Genomic DNA, 22,045 nt, shown 5'->3' on the forward strand with positions numbered 1-22,045 from the left:
CGGGACGGCCGGCCGGCGCCCGGTCACAGGGTCACGGGGTCACAGGGCCACGCCGAGCAGGGCGTCGGCGGCGCGGGCGGCGATGCCGGGCGCGCCCGGATCGTCCCCGCCGGCGCCGTGCTGGGCCGCGGCCCAGCGGTCGAAGGCGGCCAGCGCGGCCGGGGCGTCCAGGTCGTCGGCGAGCGCCTCCCGGATCTCCTCGACCAGGCGCCCGGCGGCGGGCCCGTCGGGGCGGGAGACCGCGGCCCGCCAGCGCGCGAGCCGGGCCTCCGCCTCGGCCAGCACCGGGTCCGTCCACTCCCAGTCACTGCGGTAGTGGTGGGCCAGCAGCGCCAGCCGGACGGCGGCCGGGTCGGTCCCGGCCCGCCGCAGCGCCGAGACCAGCACCAGGTTTCCCCGGGACTTGGACATCTTCTCCCCCTGGTAGCCGACCATCCCGGCGTGCGCGTAGGCGCGGGCGAACGGATCCCGGCCGGTCAGCGTCTCGGCATGGGCCGCGCCCATCTCGTGATGCGGGAAGATCAGGTCCGAGCCGCCGCCCTGCACATCGAAACCCATGCCCAGGTGGTCCAGGGCGATGGCCACGCACTCGATGTGCCAGCCGGGCCGGCCGGGGCCGAGCGAGGCGCCGTCCCAGGACGGCTCGCCCGGCCGGGCGGCCTGCCACAGCAGCGGGTCCAGCGGGTTCTTCTTGCCCGGCCGGTCCGGATCGCCGCCGCGCTCGGCGGACAGCCGCACCATGGTCTCCTGGTCGTAGCCGGAGACGCAGCCGAAGCGCCGGTCGCTGCCCACCGCGAAGTAGGTGTCGCCGTCGAGTTCGTATGCCGCGCCCTGCCGGCGCAGCCGCTCGACCAGCGGCACGATCCGCGGTATGGCCTCCACGGCGCCGATGTAGTGGTGCGGCGGCAGCATCCGCAGCGCGGTCATGTCCTCCCGGAACAGGGCGGTCTCGCGCTGCGCCAGCGCGGTCCAGTCCTCCCCGGTGTCCCGGGCCCGCTCCAGCAGCGGATCGTCGATGTCGGTGACGTTCTGCACGTAGACCACCTGCCGGCCGTTGTCCAGCCAGACGCGCTGCACCAGATCGAACGCCGTGTAGGTGGCGGCGTGGCCCATATGGGTGGCGTCGTAGGGGGTGATGCCGCAGACGTAGAGCCGGGCGGGCTCGCCGGGGCGGTCCGGCGTCACGGTCACCCGCTCTCCCGTGGCGGTGTCGTGGATCCTCAGGTCGCGGCCCTGACCGGGCAGGACGGGGACCTGGGAGGCAGGCCAGGCGTGCATGTCATGAGCCTAACCGGATAACGGTCCCTTACACGAAGCCGCCTGCCGGGCGTGCATTTCCGGCCGCCCGCCGCGGCGGCGGCCTCAGACGGGCGGCCAGGGGATGGCCGGCCAGTCCCCGCCCGGTTCCGGATGCCGCCCGGCGGCCAGCAGCGCCTCGGTACGGGCGCGCAGCGCCGCCAGCTCCGGCTTGGTGATCAGCTCGGCCAGCCGCAGGGACAGCGGGCTGCCCTCGGCGAGCCGCCCGGCCAGGCCGCGCAGGGCCGCGGCCACGTCCCCGGGCAGCGGCTCGCCCGCCCAGCCCCACAGCAGGGTGCGCAGCTTGTCCTCGGTGTGCAGGCTGACCCCGTGGTCGATGGCGTGCATCCGGCCGTCCGGCAGCGGTATCAGGTGCCCGCCCTTGCGGTCCCCGTTGTTGATCACGGCGTCGAACGCGGCCAGCCGCCGCAGCCGCTGGTCGTCGGCGTGCACCAGCAGCGCGGTACGGCCGCCGTCGAGCCGGGCGTGGCCGACGGCGCGCCAGCCGGGGCCGGGCTCGTCGCCGTCCACCAGCCGCAGCAGCGCCGCGCCGCCGCCGTCGCGGTCCGCCGCGCCGGTGCCGGCCTCCTCGGCGCGGTCCGGGAGCGGGCCGACCCACTGCTGGCACATGCCCGGGCCGTGCGGGCCCTCCCGCAGCACCGTGGGCGGCACGAAGTCCCAGCCCAGGGCCCGGCAGATCTCGAAGGCGGCGACCTCCCGCCCGGCCAGCGTGCCCTCCGGGAAGTCCCACAGCGGGCGCTCCCCGGCCACCGGCTTCCAGACGCAGGGCAGCCGCTCGCCGCCGGCCTCGGCATGGCCGTAGAACACCGCGTTGGAGGCCGAGGTCAGCCGCCCGGCCAGGCCCAGCCGGCCGTGGGCGAGCACATCGAGCACCTCCGGGACGGTCATGCTCCCCTGCGGTATCCGTTCTGACGCGGGCATACGTGTCCCTCCGGATCCAGCGGCAGGCTGCACAGCGGGCACGGCGGCCGGCCCGCGTTGACCACATCGAGGGCGCGCTTGGCGAAGGCCCGCGCCTGGCTGCCGGTGAGCCGGACGCGGAGCAGCGGCGGGCCGTTCTCCTCGTCGCGCAGCAGGCGTTCCTCGGCCTCGGCGAACTCCTCCTCGGACTCGGCCTCCAGTTCCACTCGCGCCTGGGCCTCGACCAGCATCCGCTCGCTGTCCGCGTCCCAGGCCAGGGCCATGGTGCCGACCCGGAACTCCTCCTCCACCGGCGTCACCAGCGGGCCGGTGTCGGTGAGTTCGGGCGGGGCCACGGCCGGCACCGAGGTCTTGCCGCCGGAGCGCCGCACCACCTCGTCCAGCAGTTCGTCGATCCGCTCGGCCAGCGCCGCCACCTGGACCTTCTCCAGCGCGACGCTGGTGGTGCGGCCCTCGGAGGTGGCCTGGAGGTAGAACGACCGATGCCCAGGCAGTCCCACCGTCCCCGCAACGAAGCGGTCCGGAGGGTCGTAGAGGAATACCTGACGGGACACCTGCTGCTCCGTGAGATCGACTTGTGCGGTCACTTGGCACCCTACTGCGACGCGGGGGCCGGTTGTCCGCACCGGGCTGGCGGTGGGGCGCGCCCGGTGCGCGGGGGTCAGGCGCCGCCGCCGACGGCCGCCTGGCCCGGTCCGGACGCGGGCACCGCCGCCTCCGCCGCCGCCTCCGCGGCGGTCTGCCGGGCCGCGGCGACTCCGGACAGGTCGCCGGTGTCGCCGAGGCGGAGCAGGAACGGGCGCTCGGCGGTGTAGCGCAGCACCGTGACCGAGCCCGGCCCCACCCCGATCCGCTGGAAGAGGTCGAGATGCAGGCCGAGCGCGTCCGCCACCAGTGACTTGATGATGTCGCCGTGGGAACAGGCCAGCCAGACGGCGTCCGGCCCGTGCTCGGCGGCGATCCGCCCGTCCCACTCCCGGACCGCGTCCACCGCCCGGGTCTGCATGGCGCGCATGGATTCGCCGCCGGGGAAGACCGCGGCCGAGGGGTAGCGCTGCACGGTCTGCATCAGCGGTTCCCGGGCCAGTTCGGACAGCGGGCGGCCGGTCCACTCGCCGTAGTCGCACTCGGCGATCCGCTCGTCCGGGTGGACCGGCACCCCGGGACGGGACTCGCTCAGCGGGGTGACCGTCTCCCGGCAGCGCTGCAGCGGGCTGTGCACGATCGCGGCCAGCTCCACGCCGTCCAGCCGCCCGGGCAGCCGGGCCGCCTGGGCGGTGCCGTGCTCGTCCAGCCCCACGCCCGGGGTCCGTCCGGCGAGCAGGCCGGTCGAGTTGGCGGTGGTACGCCCGTGGCGGACGAGCAGCAGCGTCGGCATGTCCCCCACCCTAGGGCCCGGGCCGCACCCGGCCCGCCCCGGGACCGGCCGGTCCCGGGGCGGGCGGCGCTCAGCCGAGGCCGGCGCGTTCCATGGCGGCGACGGCGGCGCGCAGCGAGGCGACGCGCTCCGCGCGGGTGAGGCCGGCCGGGGCCAGGTTGAGGGTGGTCACCCCGGCCTCGGCGTAGGCCCGCATCCGGTCGGCGATCCGCTCCACCGGGCCGATCAGCGTGGTGGAGTCGATCAGCTCGTGCGGCACCGCCGCCGCCGCGCCGGCCTTGTCCCCGGCCAGGTATCTGTCCTGGATCTCGGCGGCGGCGCGCTCGTAGCCCATCCGGCGGGCCAGCCGGTTGTAGAAGTTCTGCTTGCGGCTGCCCATGCCGCCCACGTACAGCGCGGTGTACGGGCGGAAGTGGTCGGCCAGGGCAGGGATGTCGTCGCCGACCGCGAGCGGCACGGTGGGCACCACGTCGAAGCCCTCCAGTTCCCGCCCGGCCGGCGCACCCGCCCTGGCCCGCCCGGTGCGCAGCGCCCCCAGCGTGGTCTCCTCGGCGTGCTCCGGCGCGAAGAAGATCAGCAGCGCGCCGTCGGCGATCTCCCCGGTCTGCTCCAGATTCTTCGGCCCGATGGCCGCGATGTACAGCGGAATGTGCGGGCGCACCGGGTGCACGGTCAGCCTGAGCGGCTTGCCGGGCCCACCGGGCAGCGGCAGTGTCCAGTGCGCGCCCTCGAAGGCCAGCCGCTCCCGGCTCATCGCCCGGCGCACGATCTCCACGTACTCCCGGGTGCGGGCCAGCGGCTTGTCGAACTTCACCCCGTACCAGCCCTCCGAGACCTGCGGTCCGGAGACACCGATGCCCAGCCGGAACCGGCCGCCGCTGAGCGTGTCCAGGGTGGCCGCGGTCATCGCGGTCATGGCCGGCGCCCGCGCCGGAATCTGGAAGATCGCCGAGCCCACGTCGATCCGCTCGGTCTGCGCGGCCACCCAGGCCAGCACGGTGGCGGCGTCCGAGCCGTAGGCCTCGGCCGCCCAGCAGACCGCGTAGCCCAGCCGGTCCGCCTCCTGCGCCACGGCGAGGTTGTCGGCGTCCATGCCGGCGCCCCAGTAGCCGAGATTGATTCCCAGGCGCATCCCGACGCCCCCTTACTGATCAGTAACGTATGGGTCCACCGGACTCTAGCGCGCGCCCGAAGTACGCTCAACGGCCATGGATCTCAGGCACCTCGGCCGGACCGGCCTGCGCGTCTCCCGGCTCGGCCTCGGCACCCTCACCTGGGGACGGGACACCGGCGAGGAGGAGGCGGCGGAGCTCCTCAGGACCTTCTGGGAGGCGGGCGGCACCCTGGTGGACACCGCCGATGTCTATGCCGACGGCGGTTCCGAGTATCTCCTGGGACGGCTGCTGGCCATGGTGCCGCGCCGGGAACTGGTGATCGCCACCAAGGCGGGCAGCGTGCCCGATCCGGACCGGCGCTTCGACGGCTCCCGCGCCCATCTGACCGCCGCGCTGGACGCCTCCCTCCAGCGGCTGGGCACCGACCATGTGGATCTGTGGCAGGTGCACGCCTACGACCCGCACACCCCGCTGGACGAGACCCTCCAGGCGCTGGACGACGCGGTGCGCAGCGGCCGGGCCCGCTATGCCGGGGTGTCCAACTTCTGCGGCTGGCAGCTCGCCAAGGCGGGCACCTGGCAGCTCGCGCTGCCCGGCGCCCGGGTCCGGCTGGCCGGCGTCCAGCTGGAGTACTCGCTGCTCCAGCGGGGCCTGGAGCGGGAGGTGCTGCCCGCCGCACTGGACCTGGGCATCGGGCTGCTGCCCTCCTCGCCGCTCGGCCGCGGGGTGCTGACGGGCAAGTACCGGGGCGGGGCGCGGCCGGAGGGCTCGCGCGGGGCGTCCGAGCACCTCGCGCCGTTTGTGGCGCCCTATCTGGGGGAGGCCGCCGAGCGGATCACGGACGCGGTGGCGATAGCCGCCGAAGGGCTGGCGGTGTCCCCGCTCCAGGTGGCGCTGGCCTGGGTGCGGGACCGGCCGGGCGTGGTGGCACCGCTGCTGGGGTGCCGCACCGCGCAGCAGCTCGCCGAGGCGCTGTCGGTGGAAGACCTTAGTCTTCCTGACGAGATCAGCCGGGCCCTGGACGAAGTCTCGGCCCCGGTGCACCGCTATCCCGATCATGACTGGAGCGCACTGTGAGCACGGCAGGCACGGGCGGCACGGGCGGCACGGACGGGGCCGGGGACGCCGGCGGCGCCGGCGGGCAGCGCCCGGGCGGGACCGGAGCGGGCCGGCTGGCCGAGCTGCGGGCCGCGGTCCGGGCCGTGGAGAGCGGTGAGCGGGAGGCGGCCTCGTTCTTCGCCGCGCCGGAGCCGCCCCGCCGGGGGCGGCGGCCGGCCGCCGCCCCCGGGGCCGCCGAGGCCGTCCCGGAACGGGCCGCCGTGCCGGTGCCCGGGGAACTGGCGGAACTGCTGGCGGCCGGGGGCGCGCCCGCCGCCCTGGCCGGGCCGGTGGCCGCGGCGCTGGGCGGTGAGGCGGCGGCGGTGCTGCGGACCGATCCGTGGCAGCTGCTGTCCGTGCCCGGGGTGCGCCCCGAGCAGGCGGACGGCTTTGCCCGGGCGCTGCTCGGGCCCGGCTGCGGGCCGGGGGACGAGCGCCGCGTCCAGGCCCTGGCGGGCTGGCTGCTGGAGAGGGCCGCGCGCGCCGGGCACACGGTGCTGCGGCCGGAGGCGGTCCGGGCCGAGCTTGGCCGGCACGCGGTGCCCGATCCGGAGCAGGCGCTGCGGATCGCCGTGGAGTCCGGCGCCCTGCTGGTCTTCCGCGACCCGCTCGCCGGACCGGGCGGCGAGGAGCCGGACGGGAGCGCGGACGACGGCGAGGCCGGGAACGCCCAGGACGCCGGGGACGCCGGGGACCCCGGGGGCCCCGGGAACGGGGACGAGCTGGGTCCGGCCGCGCTGCTGGGGCTGGACCGGTACGCGGTGGCCGAGGAGGCCCTGGCCGACGGGCTGGCCCGGCTCTGCGCCACCTTCCTGCCGCCGGCCGCCGGGAGCTCTCCGGAGCAGCGGCTGGACGGGCACCCGGAGGGGGCCCCGGGGGACGGCGGTCCGGCCCGGCCGCCGCTGGCCGCCTGGCAGCGTCTCGCGGCCTCCCAGGCCCTTTCCCCGTCCGCCGCCGAGCTGCTGCGGGCGGTGGCGGAGCACGCCCTGGTGGTGCACACCGGCGGGGAGGCCGCCCGCGCCGAGCCGCTGGCCGTGGTGCGGGCCGCCCGCTCTCTGGGCCTGCGGGCCTGGGCCGCCGTGGACCCCCTCCGCGGCGGCGGGACGGACGGCGGGACGGAGGACGCGGGGCCGGTGCTCACCCTGCCGGGCCTGCTCTCCGGCCGGGAAGGCCCGGGCCGGGACGAGGAGGGCATGCCGGCGCTGGATCTGCTGGCCGTGCTGGACACCCCCCGGCTGGACACCGAGGCCGCCGCCGAACTGGTGGAGGCCCTGCCGGACGGCTGCCGGCTGATTCTCTCCGGGGACCCCGCGGTGCTGGGCGCGGCCGGTGCGGGCCAGGTGCTGGCCGATGTGGCGGCGGCCCGGATCTGCCCGCGGGTGGTCTCCCGGACCCCGGATCCCGGCCCGGTGGGCGAGCTGGTCTCGGGGATCGGCGCGGGCGAGCTCGCCGAGGTGGCGGCGCCCGGCCGGGAGGTGGTGGTGGTCCCGGTGCGGGACGCCGGCGAGGCGGTGCACCGCACGGTGCAGCTGGTCACCGAGTCCATTCCGCGGGCCTTCGGGGTGTCCGCGGCGCAGATCCAGGTCATCACCCCCGGCCACGGCGGAGCGGCCGGGACGCGGGCGCTCAACCGGGCGCTCAAGGAGCGGCTGAACGCCGGACCGGGCCGGTTCGGCGGTTTCGACCCGGGCGACCGGGTGCTGTTCTCCCCCGCCCCCGGCCTGGGCCGGGCGGGCACGGTGGTCTCGGCCGACGACACCGGCCTGCTGCTGGAGTGCGGCGCGGAGCGGTTCACGGTGCCCCCGGCAAGGGTGGCGGACACCGTCCGTCCCGGCTGGGCCCTCACCGCCCACCAGGCCGCGGGCGGTCACTGGCCCGCCGTGGTGACCGTACTGCCCGGGGACGCGGCGGGCTCGGTGGACCGTACCTGGGTCTACACCGCGTTCGGCCGGGCCGGACGTCATCTGTCGGTGGTGCAGGGGCTGGGCCCGGCGCTGGCCCGCGCGGTGGCCGCGCCGCCCGCCGCGGCCCGCACCACCCGGCTGGCCGGCCTGCTGCGGCAGCAGCAGGCCGCGCAGCGGCAGGAGGAGGTCTGAGCCGGTCCCGGCTGAACCGGCACGGTCCGCGTGCGGGGCGGCGGGGCTCCGCACGCGGGTCGTTCGCCGGGCGCCGCCTCAGCGGTCCTCGGCGTCGAAGTCCTCCTCGTCGAAGGCCTCGCTGACGTCGAACCGGCACACCACCTGGTCGGGGTCGAGGGTGTCGAAGGGCGCGGACAGCCACTCGCCCGGTTCCGGGCGCTCCTCCAGGGCCGCGACCCAGGTCGTGGCGTCCCCCTCCTCCAGGCCGAACTCCTTGTGTCTGCTGGCGATCTCATCCGGCTCGTACTCGCCGAAGAGCACTCCGATGGCGGCGTGCACGCTGTGCCGGGCGCCCACCTCTTCCGCCTCTTCCTCGTCCACCGATTCGGGGTCGAGCTCGGTGATCCGCTCGGCCTGGGCCGTCAGCCGCCGGGGGTCGGCGATCAGGTAGTCCCGGCGGATCAGCACGCTCAGCGCCTCGGGCTCCTCCGGCCCCTCGTACCGGGAGGCGGCGTCCGTCGCGGGCACCTCGAACGGGGTGACCTCGTCATAGACGTCGTAGAGCAGCTCGTCGTAGACCTCCCCGGCCGCCGCCAGCTCGTTGAACGCGGAGAACACGGTGGCGTCCGCCCCGGATCCCCCCGCGCCGGAGGCACGTCCCTCGACGGCCGCCAGATGCCGGTCGAGGGCGTCCTTGAGCGCCTCGACCGCGGCTCGCACATCGGCAGCCGTGGGCTGCACAGCATCAGACATGGTGCAGACGGTATCCGCAACCGGGCCCCGCGCGCACAATAGATTCGATGCCGGAATACGAATTTCGCGATGTGCATGTGCCGCGCGGGGTTTCCCGCAGCGCCACCACCCGCCTGCTGACCGATCATGCCGAGTACGGGCACTGGGAGCTGTACCGGCTGCGTCTGCATCCGGACGGCAGCCGCTCGGTACGGCTGCGGCGGCGCATCATCCGTCAGTTGCGCGCCACCTGGTGACCGCAGCGGCACCGCGGATACCGAACGACGCACACCACGACAGACCACCGCGACAGACCAATGGAGTGGACTCCCCTGCGGAGTCCACTCCATGAACGGTCGTGCTCGGCTCAGCGCGCCTGCGCCGCCCGCGCCCGGCGGTAGAGCACGGCGCCGCCGGTCAGCAGGCCCAGGGCCACCGGAGCGGCGATGCCGAGCCGGGCGCCGCCGTCGGCACCGGTGGCGGCCAGCTCGCCGCCGGCGAGCTGCTCGGTGCCGCCCAGGTGCGGAACCGGCTCGGAGCCCCCGGAGGCGCCGCCGGCGCCCTTCTCGTCCCCGGTGTAGCCGTCACCGCCGCCGTCACCGGACCCGCCGTTGCCTCCGTCACCCGGGGTCTCGCCGCCCGGGTCTCCCGGCTGCCCCGGCTCACCCGGCTCCCCGGGCTGACCGGGCTCACCCGGGTCTCCCGGCTCGCCCGGCTGCCCCGGGTCTCCCGGCTCACCCGGGTCTCCCGGCTCCCCGGGGTGCGCCGGGGAGCCGGTGTTGGCGCACCCGTTGCCCCAGGAGGGGTTGAGCGCGCCCACGACGTTCACGCTGTTCCCGCAGGCGTTCACCGGCACGTCGACCGGCGCCTGGACGGTGTTGCCGGAGGCCACGCCGGGCGAGCCCTGGGCCTCGCCGTGGGCCGCGGAGCCGCTGTCGCCGTGCCCGCCCTGGCCCTCGTCCCCGCTGTCGGAGGTGTTGACACAGGTGTTGCCGAAGGCCGGGTTGAGTGCGCCGACGATGTCGACGGTGTTGCCGCAGGCGTTCACCGGCACATGCACCGGCGCCTGGACCGTGTTGCCGGACAGGATGCCCGGGGAGTTCGTGGCGCTGCCCCTCGCCTCGGCGTCGGCGTAGGCCGAGCCGCCCCCCGTCATGGCCAGCACGCCGCCCGCGGCGACGAAGGTGACCAGGCCCTTTTTCGTGACCTGTCGCATGGTGGATTCCCTTGGATCGGTTGCGTAGGAGTCTTGCTCGCGCCGCCGCGCGGAGTGCGTGGCGCGCCGGGAACGCCGACCGCCCCGGAGCGCTTGGACGCACTCCGGGGCGATCTTGCGTCAAGCCCTCAAGAAACGGGGCACGGCATCAGGCGTTGATGCAGGTGTTCCCGAAAGCCGGGTTCAGCAGGGCGACGATGTTGATCGTGTTGCCGCAGACGTTCACCGGCAGGTGGATCGGGACCTGGATCACGTTGCCCGAGATGGCACCCGGGGAGTGAACGGCCGCCCCCTGGGCGCCCGCGTCGGCAACGGCGACGCCCGCACCGGCGAGCACCAGACCGCCGGTGGCAGCCGCGGCAGCGACAACCTTCTTGATCATTCTTCCTCCTCGTTGACATAGCAGCCCCAGCTGGGGGGCACCACGAGTAACGAGGGGCCGTGAATGAAGCTACGATCCCACGGACGCATTCACCCGTCCTGAGTAGGTCCGCACGGCTGAGTGATTACACGACGATCACTCTGGCGCGATCCCGCCCGGCCGGGCGCTAGGACAGATCCAGGAACCGGTCCAGCACCCGGGTGCCGAAGCGCAGTCCGTCCACCGGGACCCGCTCGTCCACACCGTGGAACATGCCGGCGAAGTCCAGCTCCGGCGGCAGCTTCAGCGGGGCGAAGCCGAAGCCCCGGATGCCGAGGTCGTCGAAGGACTTGGCGTCCGTGCCGCCGGAGAGCATGTACGGCACGGCGTGCGCGATCGGGTCCTCGGCCCGCAGCGCGGCCTGCATGGCGTCCACCAGCGCACCGTCGAAGGTGGTCTCCAGCGCCTTGTCGGAGTGCACGGTCTCGCGCCGCACCCGCGGCCCGAGCACCCGGTCCAGATCCGCCAGGAACTCCTCCTCGAAGCCGGGCAGGAAGCGGCCGTCCACGGCGGCGGTGGCCTGCCCGGGGATGACGTTCACCTTGTAGCCCGCTTCGAGCTGGGTGGGCGCGGCGGTGTTGCGCAGCGTGGCGCCGATGATCTTCGCGATGCCGCCCAGCCTGGCGAGGGTCTCCTCCATGTTCTCCGGATCGAGGTCGGTGCCCAGCGCGTCGGAGAGCTCGTCCAGGAACGAGCGGACGGTCTTGGTGACCCGGACCGGGAAGCGGTGCCGGCCCAGCCGGGCCACGGCCTCGCACAGTTCGGTGATGGCGTTGTCGTCATTGGTCATCGAGCCGTGGCCGGCCGTGCCCTCGACGGTCAGCCGCATCCAGTGCATGCCCTTCTGGGCGGTCTCCACCAGATACAGCCGCAGCTTCTCGTTGACCGTGAAGGAGAATCCGCCCACCTCGCTGATCGCCTCGGTGACCCCCTCGAACAGCTCCGGATGGCGGTCCACCAGATACCGGGCGCCGTGGACCCCGCCCGCCTCCTCGTCCGCGACGAAGGCCAGCACCACGTCCCTGGGCGGCTTCCGCCCGGTGCGCACCCGGTCACGGATCACGGCCAGTGTCATGGCGTCCATGTCCTTCATGTCCACCGCGCCCCGGCCCCAGACGCAGCCGTCCGCGATCTCGCCGGAGAAGGGATGGCGGGTCCAGTCGTCGGCGTTGGCCGGGACCACGTCGGTGTGGCCGTGGATCAGCAGTCCGGGACGGGACGGGTCGGCGCCCTCGATCCGGACCACGGTGGAGGCCCGGCCGGGGCGCGACTCGAAGATCTGCGGTTCCAGGCCGACCTCGGCGAGCTTCTCGGCCACATACTCGGCGGCGGCCCGCTCCCCGGGGCCGGAGCCGTCGCCGTAGTTGCTGGTGTCGATCCGGATGAGGTCCTGGCACAGGCCGGCCACTTCCTGCTCCGCCGTGCCCGCCGAACCGGTGTCCTCCGCCGCGGCTGCGTCGCTCACGTCGTCCTCCTCTTTGCTGGGGTGTCCTCATCCTCCCCCCTGTCCCCCGCCCCGCCCAAGGAGCCCGGGGACACCGCCCGGCCCCGGCCGCCCCGGTCACACCCCTTGATCACGCTCCTCGATCGCGCACCTTGATCACGCACCTCCGTCCTTTGCTATGGTTGCCCCCGTCACCACACGGGTCCGGGTGGCGGAATGGCAGACGCGCTAGCTTGAGGTGCTAGTGCCCGTTAAGGGCGTGGGGGTTCAAGTCCCCCCTCGGACATTCGCAAGGCCCTGTTCGCGGGGCCTTTCGTCATTCCGGGGGAGCAACACGGGAAGCAGCCGGGTCACCCATTTCGTAGACCTTTGTCCGTTTTCCGTGATGTCAAGGAACTCCTTCCCCGCCACCGGGGAGCTCTTCGTCACCCTCCGCCCGGGAGGGCGGGGAGCACCCTGCACCGTTAGGTAAGCTCTCCGGTACTCCCATCATGCGGCTCCGCGCCCACACGATCAGCAGAGCAGCGGCGCCGTGTCAGTGCAATCGCCCGCCGAGGACGGTCATGGATCTCTCCCACATACTCGTATGCTCTTTCTACACAGCGGACGATTACTATCGTAGCCACGCCAATACGCTGCGCGACAATCTTGAGCGCATGGGAGTCGCGTACGAGCTGGAAGAGATTCACAAGGCCGAGGGCGAGGACTGGGCGGACATCTGCCGGAAAAAGATCGGCTTTCTGGCGCGGGTCTGTGAGGAGAACCCGGACAAGAAGGTCTTCTGGACGGATGTCGACTGCGTCATCCTGAAGTTCCCGCCCTATGTGGTGGACTTCACCGCCGACCTCATCGGTTTCCAGCGCGGTTTCAGCTCACCCTTGCGCATCGGCTACGCCAACCGCACCAGGTTCTGGGAGCCGTGCTTCTTCGGCGTCAACACCACGCCCATGGCGAGGAAGTTCATCGAGGACGCCAAGGTCCTGGAGCAGAACGCCGACATCAAGGCCACGGACGACTACTTCTTCGAGGAGTCCTGGCGGGCCAATGCCGCGAACATGTCCTTCCAGGTGATTCCCTCGGTCGCCGTGCTCTCCAAGGCCACCGGGAATCCGGAGGGGGTCACCGCCTTCTACTCCTTCGGGTCCAGCGGCCACGTCAAGGACTTCAAGGACGTGGTGGTCCAGCACGGCGGCGTCGATCAGGGCACCTCGGTGCCGCTGTTCCGCCGGGCCCGGCGGCAGGCACTGCGCGGCGCCAAGCTCGTCGAGCGGAGGCTGCCGGAACGCGCCTCCAAGCCGCTGCGGAGGCTCGCCGACAGCGCGGGACTGACGCATCTGCTCACCAGCGGCGGCCTGGTCGCCAGTGGCGCGGGCCCCCGGCACCGGCAGCGGATAAGCACCGAAATGATCATGGCCGGCCAGCGCGGTGAGAAGTCGCGGCTGGAGGACGCGTATCTGCGGCTGACGTCCAGCGGAATTCCCACTCCGGCGGAGATCGCGGCCAAGAAGGCGGCGGACGCCTTTGCCGTGTACGCCGGCCGGAAGCCGGATGCCGAGCCGATCAAGCTGGCGTGGTGGGCGAAGCCGTTCCCCGGGAACTTCGGCGACTGGCTCGGCCCGATGATCTTCGCCGAGAAGACCGAGCGGTCCATCGTCTACCAGGGCCCCACCAGCCCGTCGACCGATCCGCACCTGATGTCGGTCGGTTCCATCGGGCGCTTCATCAAGCCGAGCTCCATCGTCGTCGGCACCGGCATCAGCACCGACGAGCTGGAGCTCGACCGCAAGGCCGAATACCTCTCGGTGCGGGGGCCCATCACGGCGGAGGTCGTGCGGCGCAGCGGCGGGCCGCTCGTCGACAGCCTGGGTGACCCCGGAGTCCTGATCTCCCGCATCGTCCCGGTGCAGCGAGGGCTGACCAACGGCAAGACGGTGCTCGTCCGGCACTTCACGCATGCGAATCTTCCGGTGACTCTCCCGGAGGGCATGGAGGAGCTCAGCGTGCTGATGTCGCATCCGGACGCGATCCGCACCTTCGTCACCAAACTGAACGAGTACGACGCCGTGGTCACCAGCGCGATGCATGTGATGATCATCTGCCACAGCTACGGCATCCCCTGCGCACTGGTCACCTTCGAGGGCATGGAGAGCACGGTTCACGGCAACGGCATCAAGTACCGCGACTACTGCCTGGGCGCCGGCCTGGACACGGTGTACGAGCCGGTCGTCGTCAGTCCCGACCTGACCCGCCTCGACCTCGGTTCCATGATGTCCAAGGAGAAGATCACCGACGACAAGCTGGACGAGGTCGAACAGGCGGTCGCCTCGGGAGTCACCGCGATTCTCTCCCGGATCGCCTGATCCGCGATGATCTCCCACCTGTTCACGGTCTTCCGGGGGCTGTTCACCACCCGGGCGAGCCGAGCGGCCGTCGCACTGCTGATCATGGTGACGGCGGCGGTCCCGGTCGCGGAGATGGCAGTGCTGAGGATGTTCTCCTCCCTGATTCTCGAAGGGCCGGAGACGTTCGCGGAGAACAAGAACGAGCTGATCCTGCCGGTCTGCCTGTTCTTCCTCGCGTTCGCGGTGACCAGGGGCGCCCACCACCTGGTCCGGCTGCTGCGGGTGCGGGTCTTCCGGAAGGGCTTCGAGACCTCCGGCCGCAACAGCAAGCCCAGCCAGGAGAGCTGGGAGTGGGCGCTGGCCTTCGAACTGTCCGCGGTGCTGGTCAGCCTGGTGCAGGCGGTGATGTTCAGCGCCCTGTTCTTCCTGATCGACTGGCCGACGGCGATTCTGAACGTCGTGGCCAGCGCGGCGGTGCTGTACGGCGTGTCCGTGCTCTACCGCCGCGAGCTCAGTCGCCAGCAGGAGTACATCAAGGTGGGCACCCGCCCCGGCTCGCCGGCCATCGCGCAGCGGGTGGGCGGGCGCATCAGGAACGCGGAGTTCGGCTCGATCCTGGCCAGCACCGTCATGGTGGTGGTCCTGGCCTTCATGCTGTATCGCGCCCTGACGGGTGAGATTCCCAGTTCGGATGCGATCATCATGTTCCTGGCGCTGCGTCTGCTCTCCGGACAGCTCGGCACGCTCTCGGCGGGCATCACCCGGTTCGCCCGGGCTACCGCGCGTACCGGGGCACGGTCGTGGGAGCCCACGGGAAAGGCCGAGGTGACATCGTGACCGAGCGGGCACTTCTGACCGTCGCGTTCTCCACCCTGCTGGAGCGCGCCCCCGGCATCTCGGCGGAGGGCATCGGGCCGGAGACCGAGGTCCTGGTGTGCGTGCAGGGCGGTCAGCTGGGGCAACTCCCCCGGCTGCCGCAGGCCCGGGTGGTGCCGGTCCCCGGCCGCGGGGTCGCCAAGAGCCGCAACGCGGCCATAGCGCACGCGACCGGCCGCTATCTGCTGTTCTGCGACGACGACGTGGTGATCGACCCGGAGGGGATAGCCGCGGGCATCCGCCATCTCCAGCAGACCGGACACGCGCTGGCCCTGGGCCGGGCGGTGGACCCCTCCGGCGTGATGCGGAAGAAGTACCCGCGGTCGGTCACCCGGCTGACCCTCTACAACTCGGCCAAGGCGGCCACCTACGAGATGCTGGTCGATCTGGACCAGATCAGGGCCAAGGACCTGTGGTTCGACGAACGCTTCGGCGCGGGCGCCCCGCTGCACCTGGGCGACGAGTACATCTTCATCAGCGATCTGCTGCGCGCGGGGCTGAGCGGGGATGCCGTGCCGGAGATATTCGGCCGGCACCCCGTGGTGAGTTCCGGCTCCCGGTGGGGCACTCCGGAGGACAGCCATGCCCGTGCCGTGGCCATAAACCGGGTCTTCGGGGACCGGGCCCTCTGGGCGCGGGTGGCGTTCGGCCTGAAGAACCGGGACAGCCTGGGACACTGGCGGCTGCTGATGTCCTTCATAGGGAACCGCACCCGCCCCCCGCGGGGCGTCTGACCGCCCATGGCCTGCGCCTCCCACCGCGTCCGGCACGGTGCCGCGGACGCGGTGGGCCCGGGTCCGGGCCGGCCGGGGCGCGGGCGAACGCGTCGAATATTTCGATGGTTTGCTGCGGGATTCGTTTACAGCTTCGCCGCTCCGTTGTAGCCTCCCCCATCATGGGAGCGCTCCCATCGCAACCTGCCGTTGTCCTGTCCGTCACGGACGGCGGCCCCCCACGGGAAGATGCGGAGTAGCGAAGTGAATGAAGTGAGCCGCAAGCAGCACCGTACGCGGCGGAAGAGGCGGCTGGCCACGCTGGTCGGCGGTGTGGTCACGGCCGTCCTCGGCGGCCTGATGTTCGCCCTGCCGCAGCAGGCCTCGGCCGAGCTGCCGTCCGACACCGTCTTCTACAAGGACCCGGACTCCCAGGTGGCGCGCTGGCTGGCGGCCAACCCCTCGGATTCCCGCCGGCCGCTGATCAGCCAGGTGATCGGCGACCGTCCGCAGGGCATCTGGTTCGCCAACTACGAGCCCTCCACGGTGACCCAGGACGTGCAGGCGATCACCGGCCCGGCCGCCTCGGCCGGACAGACCCCGGTGCTGGTCGCCTACATGCTGCCCAACCGTGACTGCGGCGGCGCCTCGGCCGGTGGGGCGCCCTCCTTCTCCGCCTACGACAGTTGGATGGACGGCTTCGCCGCCGGCCTGGGCGACGACCCGGTGGTCGTGATCCTGGAGCCGGACTCGCTGGCGCTGATCTCCTGCCTGGGCAGCCAGGAGCTGGCCGACCGCAATTCCTCGCTGTCCCGGGCCGGCCGGGTCATCCACCAGGCCAACCCGCAGGCCAAGGTGTACTACGACGCCGGGCACTCGGCGTGGAACCCGGCGGGCACCATGGCGGACCGGCTGCGTGCCGCGGGTGCGGCGCAGAACGGCGACGGCATCTACAGCAACGTCTCCAACTACCGTTCCACCGCCGACGAGATCAGCTTCGCCAAGGCCGTGCTCAACCAGCTCGGCGGCACCGCTCAGGGCGCCGTGATCGACACCTCGCGCAATGGCCGGGGCCCCGCCGCGGACGGTGAGTGGTGCGACCCGTCCGGCCGGGGCACCGGGCGGGCGCCGACCGCCAACACCGGTGATGCGCAGATCGACGCCTTCCTGTGGGTGAAGCCCCCGGGCGAGGCCGACGGCTGCGCCGGCTCGGCCGGCCAGTTCCTGCCGGACATCGCCTATGAGCTGGCCCAGAACGCCGAGGACCCGGGCGGCTCCGGCGGCACCACGAACGGCGGCACCACGGACGGCGGGACCACGGACGGCGGGACCACGGACGGGGGGACGACCGACGGCGGGACCACGGACGGGGGGACGACCGACGGCGGCACCACGGACGGCGGCACCACCGACGGCGGGACCACCGGAGGCAACGGCGACGGCTGCGACGCCACCTACCAGGTGCTCAACGAGTGGCCCAACGGCTTCACCGGCCAGGTGACCATCTCCTGCGACGGTTCCTCGCTCAGCGGCTGGCAGGTGACCTGGACCTGGCCCGGCAACCAGCAGCTCACCCAGACGTGGAACGGCTCCTGCTCGCAGAGCGGCGCCGTGGTGACCTGCTCCAGCGCCCCCTGGAACGGCACTGTGCCGGACGGCGGCTCGGTCACCATCGGTTTCAACGCCACCTACTCCGGCAGCAACCCGCCTCCGACCGACATCGTCCTCAACTGATCCGGCCGGGGTATCACCACCATGGTGACCCCGCACCGAGGAACCCCGCCGCGCCGCGCGGCGGGGTTCCCGCGTTCTCCGTGCCGGTATAGGCTCCCGCCACTACCTACTGAGCACTTAGTAGGTAGTGGCCACAGCACGGCGGACCGGTGCGAGGACACGGAGGGACGGCCATGGGCGAGGAGCGGAACGCCTTCGAGACGGCGGTCGGCGCGGTCCGCGCCGGAACGGAGCCGGAGAGTGAGGCCCGGAAGCTCTGGCGGCGGCTCACCGAGGACGAACGGCTGTCCCTGCTCGACGGCGACACCCCGTTCTGGGCCGGTATGGACGCCATGATCACCGAGGGCTACAACGTCCGCCCCTATGTGCACGGGGCGGTGGACCGCCTCGGCATCCCCGGCATCCGGTTCGTGGACGGGCCGCGCGGCTGCGTGGCCGGCCACGGCACCGCCTTCCCCGTCTCCATGGCCCGCGGCGCCACCTGGGACACCGCCCTGGAGGAGCGGGTGGGCGAGGTGATCGGCCGGGAGATCCGCGCCCAGGGCGGCAACTTCTTCGGCGGCGTCTGCATCAATCTGCCGCGCCACCCCGCGTGGGGCCGGGCCCAGGAGACCTACGGCGACGACCCGTACCACCTCGGCGAGTTCGGGGCGGCGCTGACCCGCGGCGCGCAGCACCACGTCATGGCCTGCGTCAAGCACTACGCCCTGAACTCCATGGAGAACGCCCGGTTCACCGTGGATGTGTCCATCGACGAGGCCACCCTGCACGATGTCTATCTGCCGCACTTCAAGCGGACCGTGGACGAGGGCGTGGCCGCGGTCATGTCCGCCTACAACTCGGTGAACGGCGAATGGGCGGGCCAGAACCGGTATCTGCTCACCGAGGTGCTGCGCGACCGCTGGGGCTGGGACGGCATCACGGTGAGCGACTTCATCTGGGGCCTGCGGGACGCCGCCGCCTCCCTGGAGGCCGGCCTGGACCTGGAGGAGCCGTTCGCCCAGCAGCGGGCCCGGGACCTGCGCGGGCAGCTCGCCGCCGGCCGCACCTCCTGGGAGTCGGTGGAGCGCGCGGGGGTGCGGCTGCTGGCCGCCCAACTGCGTTCCTACGCCCGGCGCGCGCAGGGCGGCCACGGCCCGGAGATCATGGCCGGTGCCGGGGCCCGGGCGCTGGCCCGGGAGGTCGCCGGCCGTGCCATGGTGCTGCTGAGGAACGAGCCGGTCCCGCCGCCCCACGGGGACGGCCCGGGCGCACCGGTGCTGCCGCTGGACCCGGCCCGGATCACCTCCCTGGCCGTCATCGGCCGGCTGGCCACCGCGCCCAACATGGGGGACTTCGGCTCCTCGCATGTGCGCCCGCCGGACCACTGCACCCCGCTGGAGGGGCTGACCGCCGCCTTCCCGGACGCCACCGTCACGGTGGTCACCGAGGACGACCCGGAGCGGGCGGCACGGGCGGCCCGGGAGGCCGACGCGGCGGTGGTGATCGCCGGCTTCGACGCCCGCGACGAGGGTGAGTACGTGGGCGCCGAGACCCTGAACCGGCCCGAGCTGCTGGCCCTCTTCCCGCCCCGCCCGGAGCACGGCCCCGGCTCCGGGGCGGACGCGGGTCCGGCCGGGGGCGAGGGCAATGTGGTGATGACGGACGAGGGCTACGGCGGTGACCGCGCCGCGCTCACCCTGCGCCCGGTGGACGAGGAGATCATCCGCGCCGTGGCGGCGGCCAATCCGCGCACCGTGGTCGCCGTGGTGGCGGCCGGCGCGGTGCTCACCGAGGGCTGGCGGGAGCGGGTCCCGGCGGTGCTGATGATGTGGTACGCGGGCATGGCGGGCGGGCACGCGCTGGCCGATGTGCTCACCGGCGCCCGCAACCCGTCCGGCCGGCTGCCGTTCTCGGTGCCCGTCTCCGCGGACCATCTGCCGCCCTTCGACCGCGACGCCACCGCCGTCACCTACGACCGGTTCCACGGCCAGCGGCTGCTGGACCGGCTCGGCGTGGCGCCGGCCTTCCCGCACGGCTTCGGCCTGTCCTACACCACCTTCGCGCTGGAGGAGGTCACCGCCGCCCTCCACGGCGGTGACGGGCTGCGGCTGACCGTACGGGTCGCCAACACCGGTGACCGGGACGGCCGCCATGTGGTCCAGGTCTACGGCCGGCGCACCCGCGGCGCCTATGCCGGGGAGCTGATGCTGACCGGCTTCGCCCCGGTCGAGGTGGCGGCCGGCGGCTCGGCCACCGTGGAGGTGCCGGTCTCCTTCACCCCGCTGGCGGTCTGGGACGCCGCGGCCGGGCGCCGGGTGCCGCCCGCGCCGGAGGAGGTCGTCCTGGAGGTCGGTGCCCACGCCCACGACCCGCGGGCGATCCGGGTGACACCGGCCCGATGAGCGACAGCCCGCAGGAGGGACGGGAGCGACGGGGGAGAGCGGAACGGACCCGGCTGCCGCAGGCCGAGCGGCGCCGTCAGATCCTCCGGGCGGCCACCCGGATCGTGGGGCAGCGCGGCTACTACGGCTTCAGCATGCAGGACGTCGCGGACGCCTGCTCCATGACCGTGGCCGGGGTGCTGCACCATGTCGGCACCAAGGACGGGCTGCTGATCGCGCTGCTCCAGGAGCGCGACCGCCGCGATCTGGCCGCCGTCACCGGCGACGGGAGCCGGGCCGGGCTGCCCGGGGAGCTGTCCCTCGCCCGGTTCCGGGAGCTGCTGCGCGGCTTCGTGGTGCGCAACAGCACCCAGCCCGAACTGGTACGGCTGTACTCGATGCTGCGCACCGAGTCCCTCTACCGGGGCCACCCGGCCTATGAGTACTTCCGTGAGCGGGACGCCCGGGTGCTGGCCGACTTCACCCGGGCGGTCACCGGCAAGGTGCCGGAACCGCTGTCCACCGCGCGGCAGTTGCTGGCCCTGATGGGAGGCCTGGAGGAGCAGTGGCTGCGCGATCCGGACGCCTTCGACCTGGTCGCCGAATGGGACCGGGCCGCCGGCCGGGTCCTCCCGCCGCCCTGACGGCGGCGCGGCCGTCCCCGCCCGGGCGGCAGGCTCAGAAGGCCAGGGCGTCCCCGGCGGGGTGGAGGGGGGTGCGGAACCAGACGGACTTGCCGTCGGGGGTGTGGGTGTAGCCGAGGGCGGTGGCGGTCTGGCGGAGCAGCCACAGGCCGCGTCCGGCGGGGCTCTCCGGATCGGGCTCCTCGGCCGGGATGACCGGGATGTCCCGGGAGCGGTCGTACAACTGGACGAGCACCGCGTCGCCGACCCGCAGCACCCGGAGCCGGCAGTGCGGATCGGGGACGTGTTTGACCGCGTTGCTGAGGAGTTCGGAGATGCCCAGCCGGGCGAGGCCGACCGCTTCCGGGGCGGCGCCCATGGCCCGCAGCGCCCCGGCCACCTCGTTGCGCCAGCGCTCGATCTCCCGCGGACGGACCAGCAGATCCCAGGCGTAGGAGTGCCGGTCTTCGGCCAGCGGTTCGGTGACGGACATCGGAGGTACCTCCAGCGACGCGGCGGCTGCGCGCATCGTCGGGCGGCGCAGGCACTACAGCATGGGGCGAAGTGCGGAGCCGCAACAGAGGACTTGAGTAAGAATCTGCATTTCTTCACTCGTTCGAGTGGTGAACCGTGAATTGCAGACTCGCACTCCGGTCCCGGGTGCAGACTGGCCCTCGCCGACGGAACGAGGAGGCGGCGATGATGACCCGGCCAGTGGCAACGGTACGCAGATACCGGCTCGGGGTGGAACTCCGGCGGCTGCGGGAGCACGCCGGGGTCACCCAGGAGACCGCGGGCGAGTGCATCGATGCGGACGACTCCAAGATCAGCCGGGTGGAGAGCGGGCGCAGTCCGCTCAGCCGTCCCGAACTCGTCGAGCTGCTCAGACTCTACGGGGTGACGGAGGAGCACGAGGCGTTCGCCGGGCTGATCGAGCTGAACCGGGAGAGCCGGCGGCGCGGCTGGTGGCAGCAGCCCGGAGTGATCGGCCGGGCGCCGGCGCAGCTCATCGATCTGGAGACCTCGGCGAGCACCGTGTTCGAATTCAGCCCGCTGCTGGTGCCCGAGCTGCTGCAGACCGAGCGCTACGCCGGCGCCGCCCTGGCCGCCGCGGAGGGGGCGGCGGAGACGGAGACCGAGCGGGCGGTGCGGATCCGGTTGCAGCGGCAGGAGCTGCTGGACCGGCCGGACGGCCCGGAGCTGGACTTCGTGCTGGACGAGGCCGTGCTGCACCGTCCGGTGGGCGGCCCCCGGGTGCAGGCCGAGCAGTTGCGGCGGCTGGCCGCGCTGGCCGGCCGGGAGCGGCTGACCGTGCGGGTGGTGCCGTTCACGGGCGGCGCGCACGCGGGCACCGCCGGGTCCGGGGGCGGCTTCCGGCTGTTCGGCTACAGCGGGCCGCCGCGGGCCGAGTACGGCTGCGCCGAGCAGCGCGACGGCCGGGTGCTGATCGAGGACGGCGAGGCGGCCGGGCCCTACCGGGAGGCGGCCGGCCGTCTGCACGGGCAGGCACTGGGCGCGGAGGAGTCGGTGAAGCTGATCGGGGCGGTGGCGGAGCGGATGGCCGCACGGGCACCGGAACGGGCACCGGAACGGGCACCGGGCCAGGGATGAGCCCCGCCGGGTCCGCGGGACCTCGGACGGCGGCGGGGCTCACCTGGCCGGGGCGGCTCCCTC

Annotated in this window: 20 protein-coding genes and 1 tRNA gene; 11 read left to right on the top strand and 10 right to left on the bottom strand. The window is 73.3% G+C overall.

Annotation, left to right across the window (positions count from 1 at the left end; all coding sequences use genetic code 11):
* Window positions 1-39: 39 nt before the first annotated feature.
* The 5 genes from mshC to BM242_RS22615 all read right to left on the bottom strand — a co-directional run bounded on the left by mshC (window position 40) and on the right by BM242_RS22615 (window position 4,748).
* The gene (gene mshC, locus BM242_RS22595; protein WP_093840736.1) at window positions 40-1,278 is read right to left on the bottom strand and encodes a cysteine--1-D-myo-inosityl 2-amino-2-deoxy-alpha-D-glucopyranoside ligase; all 1,239 of its coding nucleotides are present in this window, start codon (window positions 1,276-1,278) and stop codon (window positions 40-42) included.
* An 84-nt stretch (window positions 1,279-1,362) separates the two neighbouring features.
* A complete protein-coding gene (locus tag BM242_RS22600; protein WP_093840737.1) occupies window positions 1,363-2,238 on the bottom strand; it encodes an SCO1664 family protein in 876 nt (291 codons plus the stop codon).
* Complete coding sequence (locus tag BM242_RS22605) at window positions 2,202-2,792, bottom strand: DUF3090 domain-containing protein (RefSeq protein WP_093840738.1); 591 nt, start codon at window positions 2,790-2,792, stop codon at window positions 2,202-2,204. Before BM242_RS22605 ends, BM242_RS22600 begins: the two co-directional genes overlap by 37 nt.
* 107 nt (window positions 2,793-2,899) lie before the next feature.
* The gene (locus BM242_RS22610) at window positions 2,900-3,616 is read right to left on the bottom strand and encodes a histidine phosphatase family protein (RefSeq protein ID WP_093840739.1); all 717 of its coding nucleotides are present in this window, start codon (window positions 3,614-3,616) and stop codon (window positions 2,900-2,902) included.
* Between the two features lie 70 nt (window positions 3,617-3,686).
* Window positions 3,687-4,748: an LLM class F420-dependent oxidoreductase gene (locus BM242_RS22615; RefSeq protein ID WP_093840740.1), complete on the bottom strand. Its 1,062-nt coding sequence runs from the start codon at window positions 4,746-4,748 to the stop codon at window positions 3,687-3,689.
* A gap of 76 nt (window positions 4,749-4,824) precedes the next feature.
* Here BM242_RS22615 and BM242_RS22620 point away from each other — a divergent pair, with 76 nt between their 5' ends.
* Window positions 4,825-5,808: an aldo/keto reductase gene (locus BM242_RS22620; protein ID WP_093840741.1), complete on the top strand. Its 984-nt coding sequence runs from the start codon at window positions 4,825-4,827 to the stop codon at window positions 5,806-5,808.
* Complete coding sequence (locus BM242_RS22625; protein WP_245834406.1) at window positions 5,805-7,925, top strand: helix-hairpin-helix domain-containing protein; 2,121 nt, start codon at window positions 5,805-5,807, stop codon at window positions 7,923-7,925. Before BM242_RS22620 ends, BM242_RS22625 begins: the two co-directional genes overlap by 4 nt.
* Before the next feature lie 78 nt (window positions 7,926-8,003).
* Here BM242_RS22625 and BM242_RS22630 read toward each other — a convergent pair whose 3' ends face one another.
* Window positions 8,004-8,660, bottom strand: coding sequence for a hypothetical protein (locus BM242_RS22630; RefSeq protein WP_093840743.1), 657 nt, complete (start codon window positions 8,658-8,660; stop codon window positions 8,004-8,006).
* Window positions 8,661-8,707: 47 nt separating this feature from the next.
* Here BM242_RS22630 and BM242_RS22635 point away from each other — a divergent pair, with 47 nt between their 5' ends.
* On the top strand, window positions 8,708-8,896 hold the full coding sequence (locus BM242_RS22635) for a DUF5703 family protein (RefSeq protein WP_093840744.1): 189 nt from the start codon (window positions 8,708-8,710) through the stop codon (window positions 8,894-8,896).
* A 110-nt stretch (window positions 8,897-9,006) separates the two neighbouring features.
* Here the strand turns inward: BM242_RS22635 and BM242_RS22640 are convergent, their stop codons facing one another.
* The 3 genes from BM242_RS22640 to BM242_RS22650 all read right to left on the bottom strand — a co-directional run bounded on the left by BM242_RS22640 (window position 9,007) and on the right by BM242_RS22650 (window position 11,741).
* On the bottom strand, window positions 9,007-9,855 hold the full coding sequence (locus BM242_RS22640) for a chaplin family protein (protein WP_093840745.1): 849 nt from the start codon (window positions 9,853-9,855) through the stop codon (window positions 9,007-9,009).
* 148 nt (window positions 9,856-10,003) lie between these two features.
* A complete protein-coding gene (locus tag BM242_RS22645) occupies window positions 10,004-10,237 on the bottom strand; it encodes a chaplin (RefSeq protein ID WP_093840746.1) in 234 nt (77 codons plus the stop codon).
* A 166-nt stretch (window positions 10,238-10,403) separates the two neighbouring features.
* Window positions 10,404-11,741 (bottom strand): M20/M25/M40 family metallo-hydrolase, encoded by a 1,338-nt coding sequence (locus BM242_RS22650; protein ID WP_093840747.1) that lies wholly within the window; start codon window positions 11,739-11,741, stop codon window positions 10,404-10,406.
* A gap of 181 nt (window positions 11,742-11,922) precedes the next feature.
* On the opposite strand from BM242_RS22650, the gene BM242_RS22655 reads away from it, so the two are divergent.
* From BM242_RS22655 to BM242_RS22685, 7 genes are all read left to right on the top strand, one after another.
* A tRNA-Leu gene (locus BM242_RS22655) sits at window positions 11,923-12,006 on the top strand.
* Window positions 12,007-12,376: 370 nt separating this feature from the next.
* Complete coding sequence (locus tag BM242_RS22660) at window positions 12,377-14,080, top strand: polysaccharide pyruvyl transferase family protein (protein WP_217652570.1); 1,704 nt, start codon at window positions 12,377-12,379, stop codon at window positions 14,078-14,080.
* Window positions 14,081-14,086: 6 nt separating this feature from the next.
* Window positions 14,087-14,899, top strand: a complete 813-nt coding sequence (locus BM242_RS28995; RefSeq protein ID WP_139238403.1) for a hypothetical protein — start codon at window positions 14,087-14,089, stop codon at window positions 14,897-14,899.
* Window positions 14,896-15,672, top strand: coding sequence for a glycosyltransferase family 2 protein (locus BM242_RS22670; RefSeq protein WP_175541530.1), 777 nt, complete (start codon window positions 14,896-14,898; stop codon window positions 15,670-15,672). The genes BM242_RS28995 and BM242_RS22670 overlap by 4 nt, the downstream gene beginning before the upstream one ends.
* Before the next feature lie 243 nt (window positions 15,673-15,915).
* The gene (locus BM242_RS22675) at window positions 15,916-17,385 is read left to right on the top strand and encodes a glycoside hydrolase family 6 protein (protein ID WP_139238404.1); all 1,470 of its coding nucleotides are present in this window, start codon (window positions 15,916-15,918) and stop codon (window positions 17,383-17,385) included.
* 173 nt (window positions 17,386-17,558) lie between these two features.
* Window positions 17,559-19,769 carry a glycoside hydrolase family 3 protein gene (locus tag BM242_RS22680; protein ID WP_093840752.1) on the top strand — a complete coding sequence of 737 codons (2,211 nt, stop codon included), beginning with the start codon at window positions 17,559-17,561 and terminating at the stop codon, window positions 19,767-19,769.
* Window positions 19,766-20,392, top strand: a complete 627-nt coding sequence (locus BM242_RS22685; protein ID WP_093840753.1) for a TetR/AcrR family transcriptional regulator — start codon at window positions 19,766-19,768, stop codon at window positions 20,390-20,392. Before BM242_RS22680 ends, BM242_RS22685 begins: the two co-directional genes overlap by 4 nt.
* Before the next feature lie 34 nt (window positions 20,393-20,426).
* On the opposite strand, the gene BM242_RS22690 is transcribed toward BM242_RS22685, so the two are convergent.
* A complete protein-coding gene (locus BM242_RS22690; protein WP_175541531.1) occupies window positions 20,427-20,864 on the bottom strand; it encodes an ATP-binding protein in 438 nt (145 codons plus the stop codon).
* 206 nt (window positions 20,865-21,070) lie between these two features.
* On the opposite strand from BM242_RS22690, the gene BM242_RS22695 reads away from it, so the two are divergent.
* A complete protein-coding gene (locus tag BM242_RS22695; protein ID WP_093840755.1) occupies window positions 21,071-21,982 on the top strand; it encodes a helix-turn-helix domain-containing protein in 912 nt (303 codons plus the stop codon).
* Window positions 21,983-22,045: the final 63 nt, after the last annotated feature.

This window comes from Streptomyces aidingensis (assembly GCF_900112355.1).
GTDB classification, from domain to species: Bacteria; Actinomycetota; Actinomycetes; order Streptomycetales; family Streptomycetaceae; genus Streptomyces; species Streptomyces aidingensis.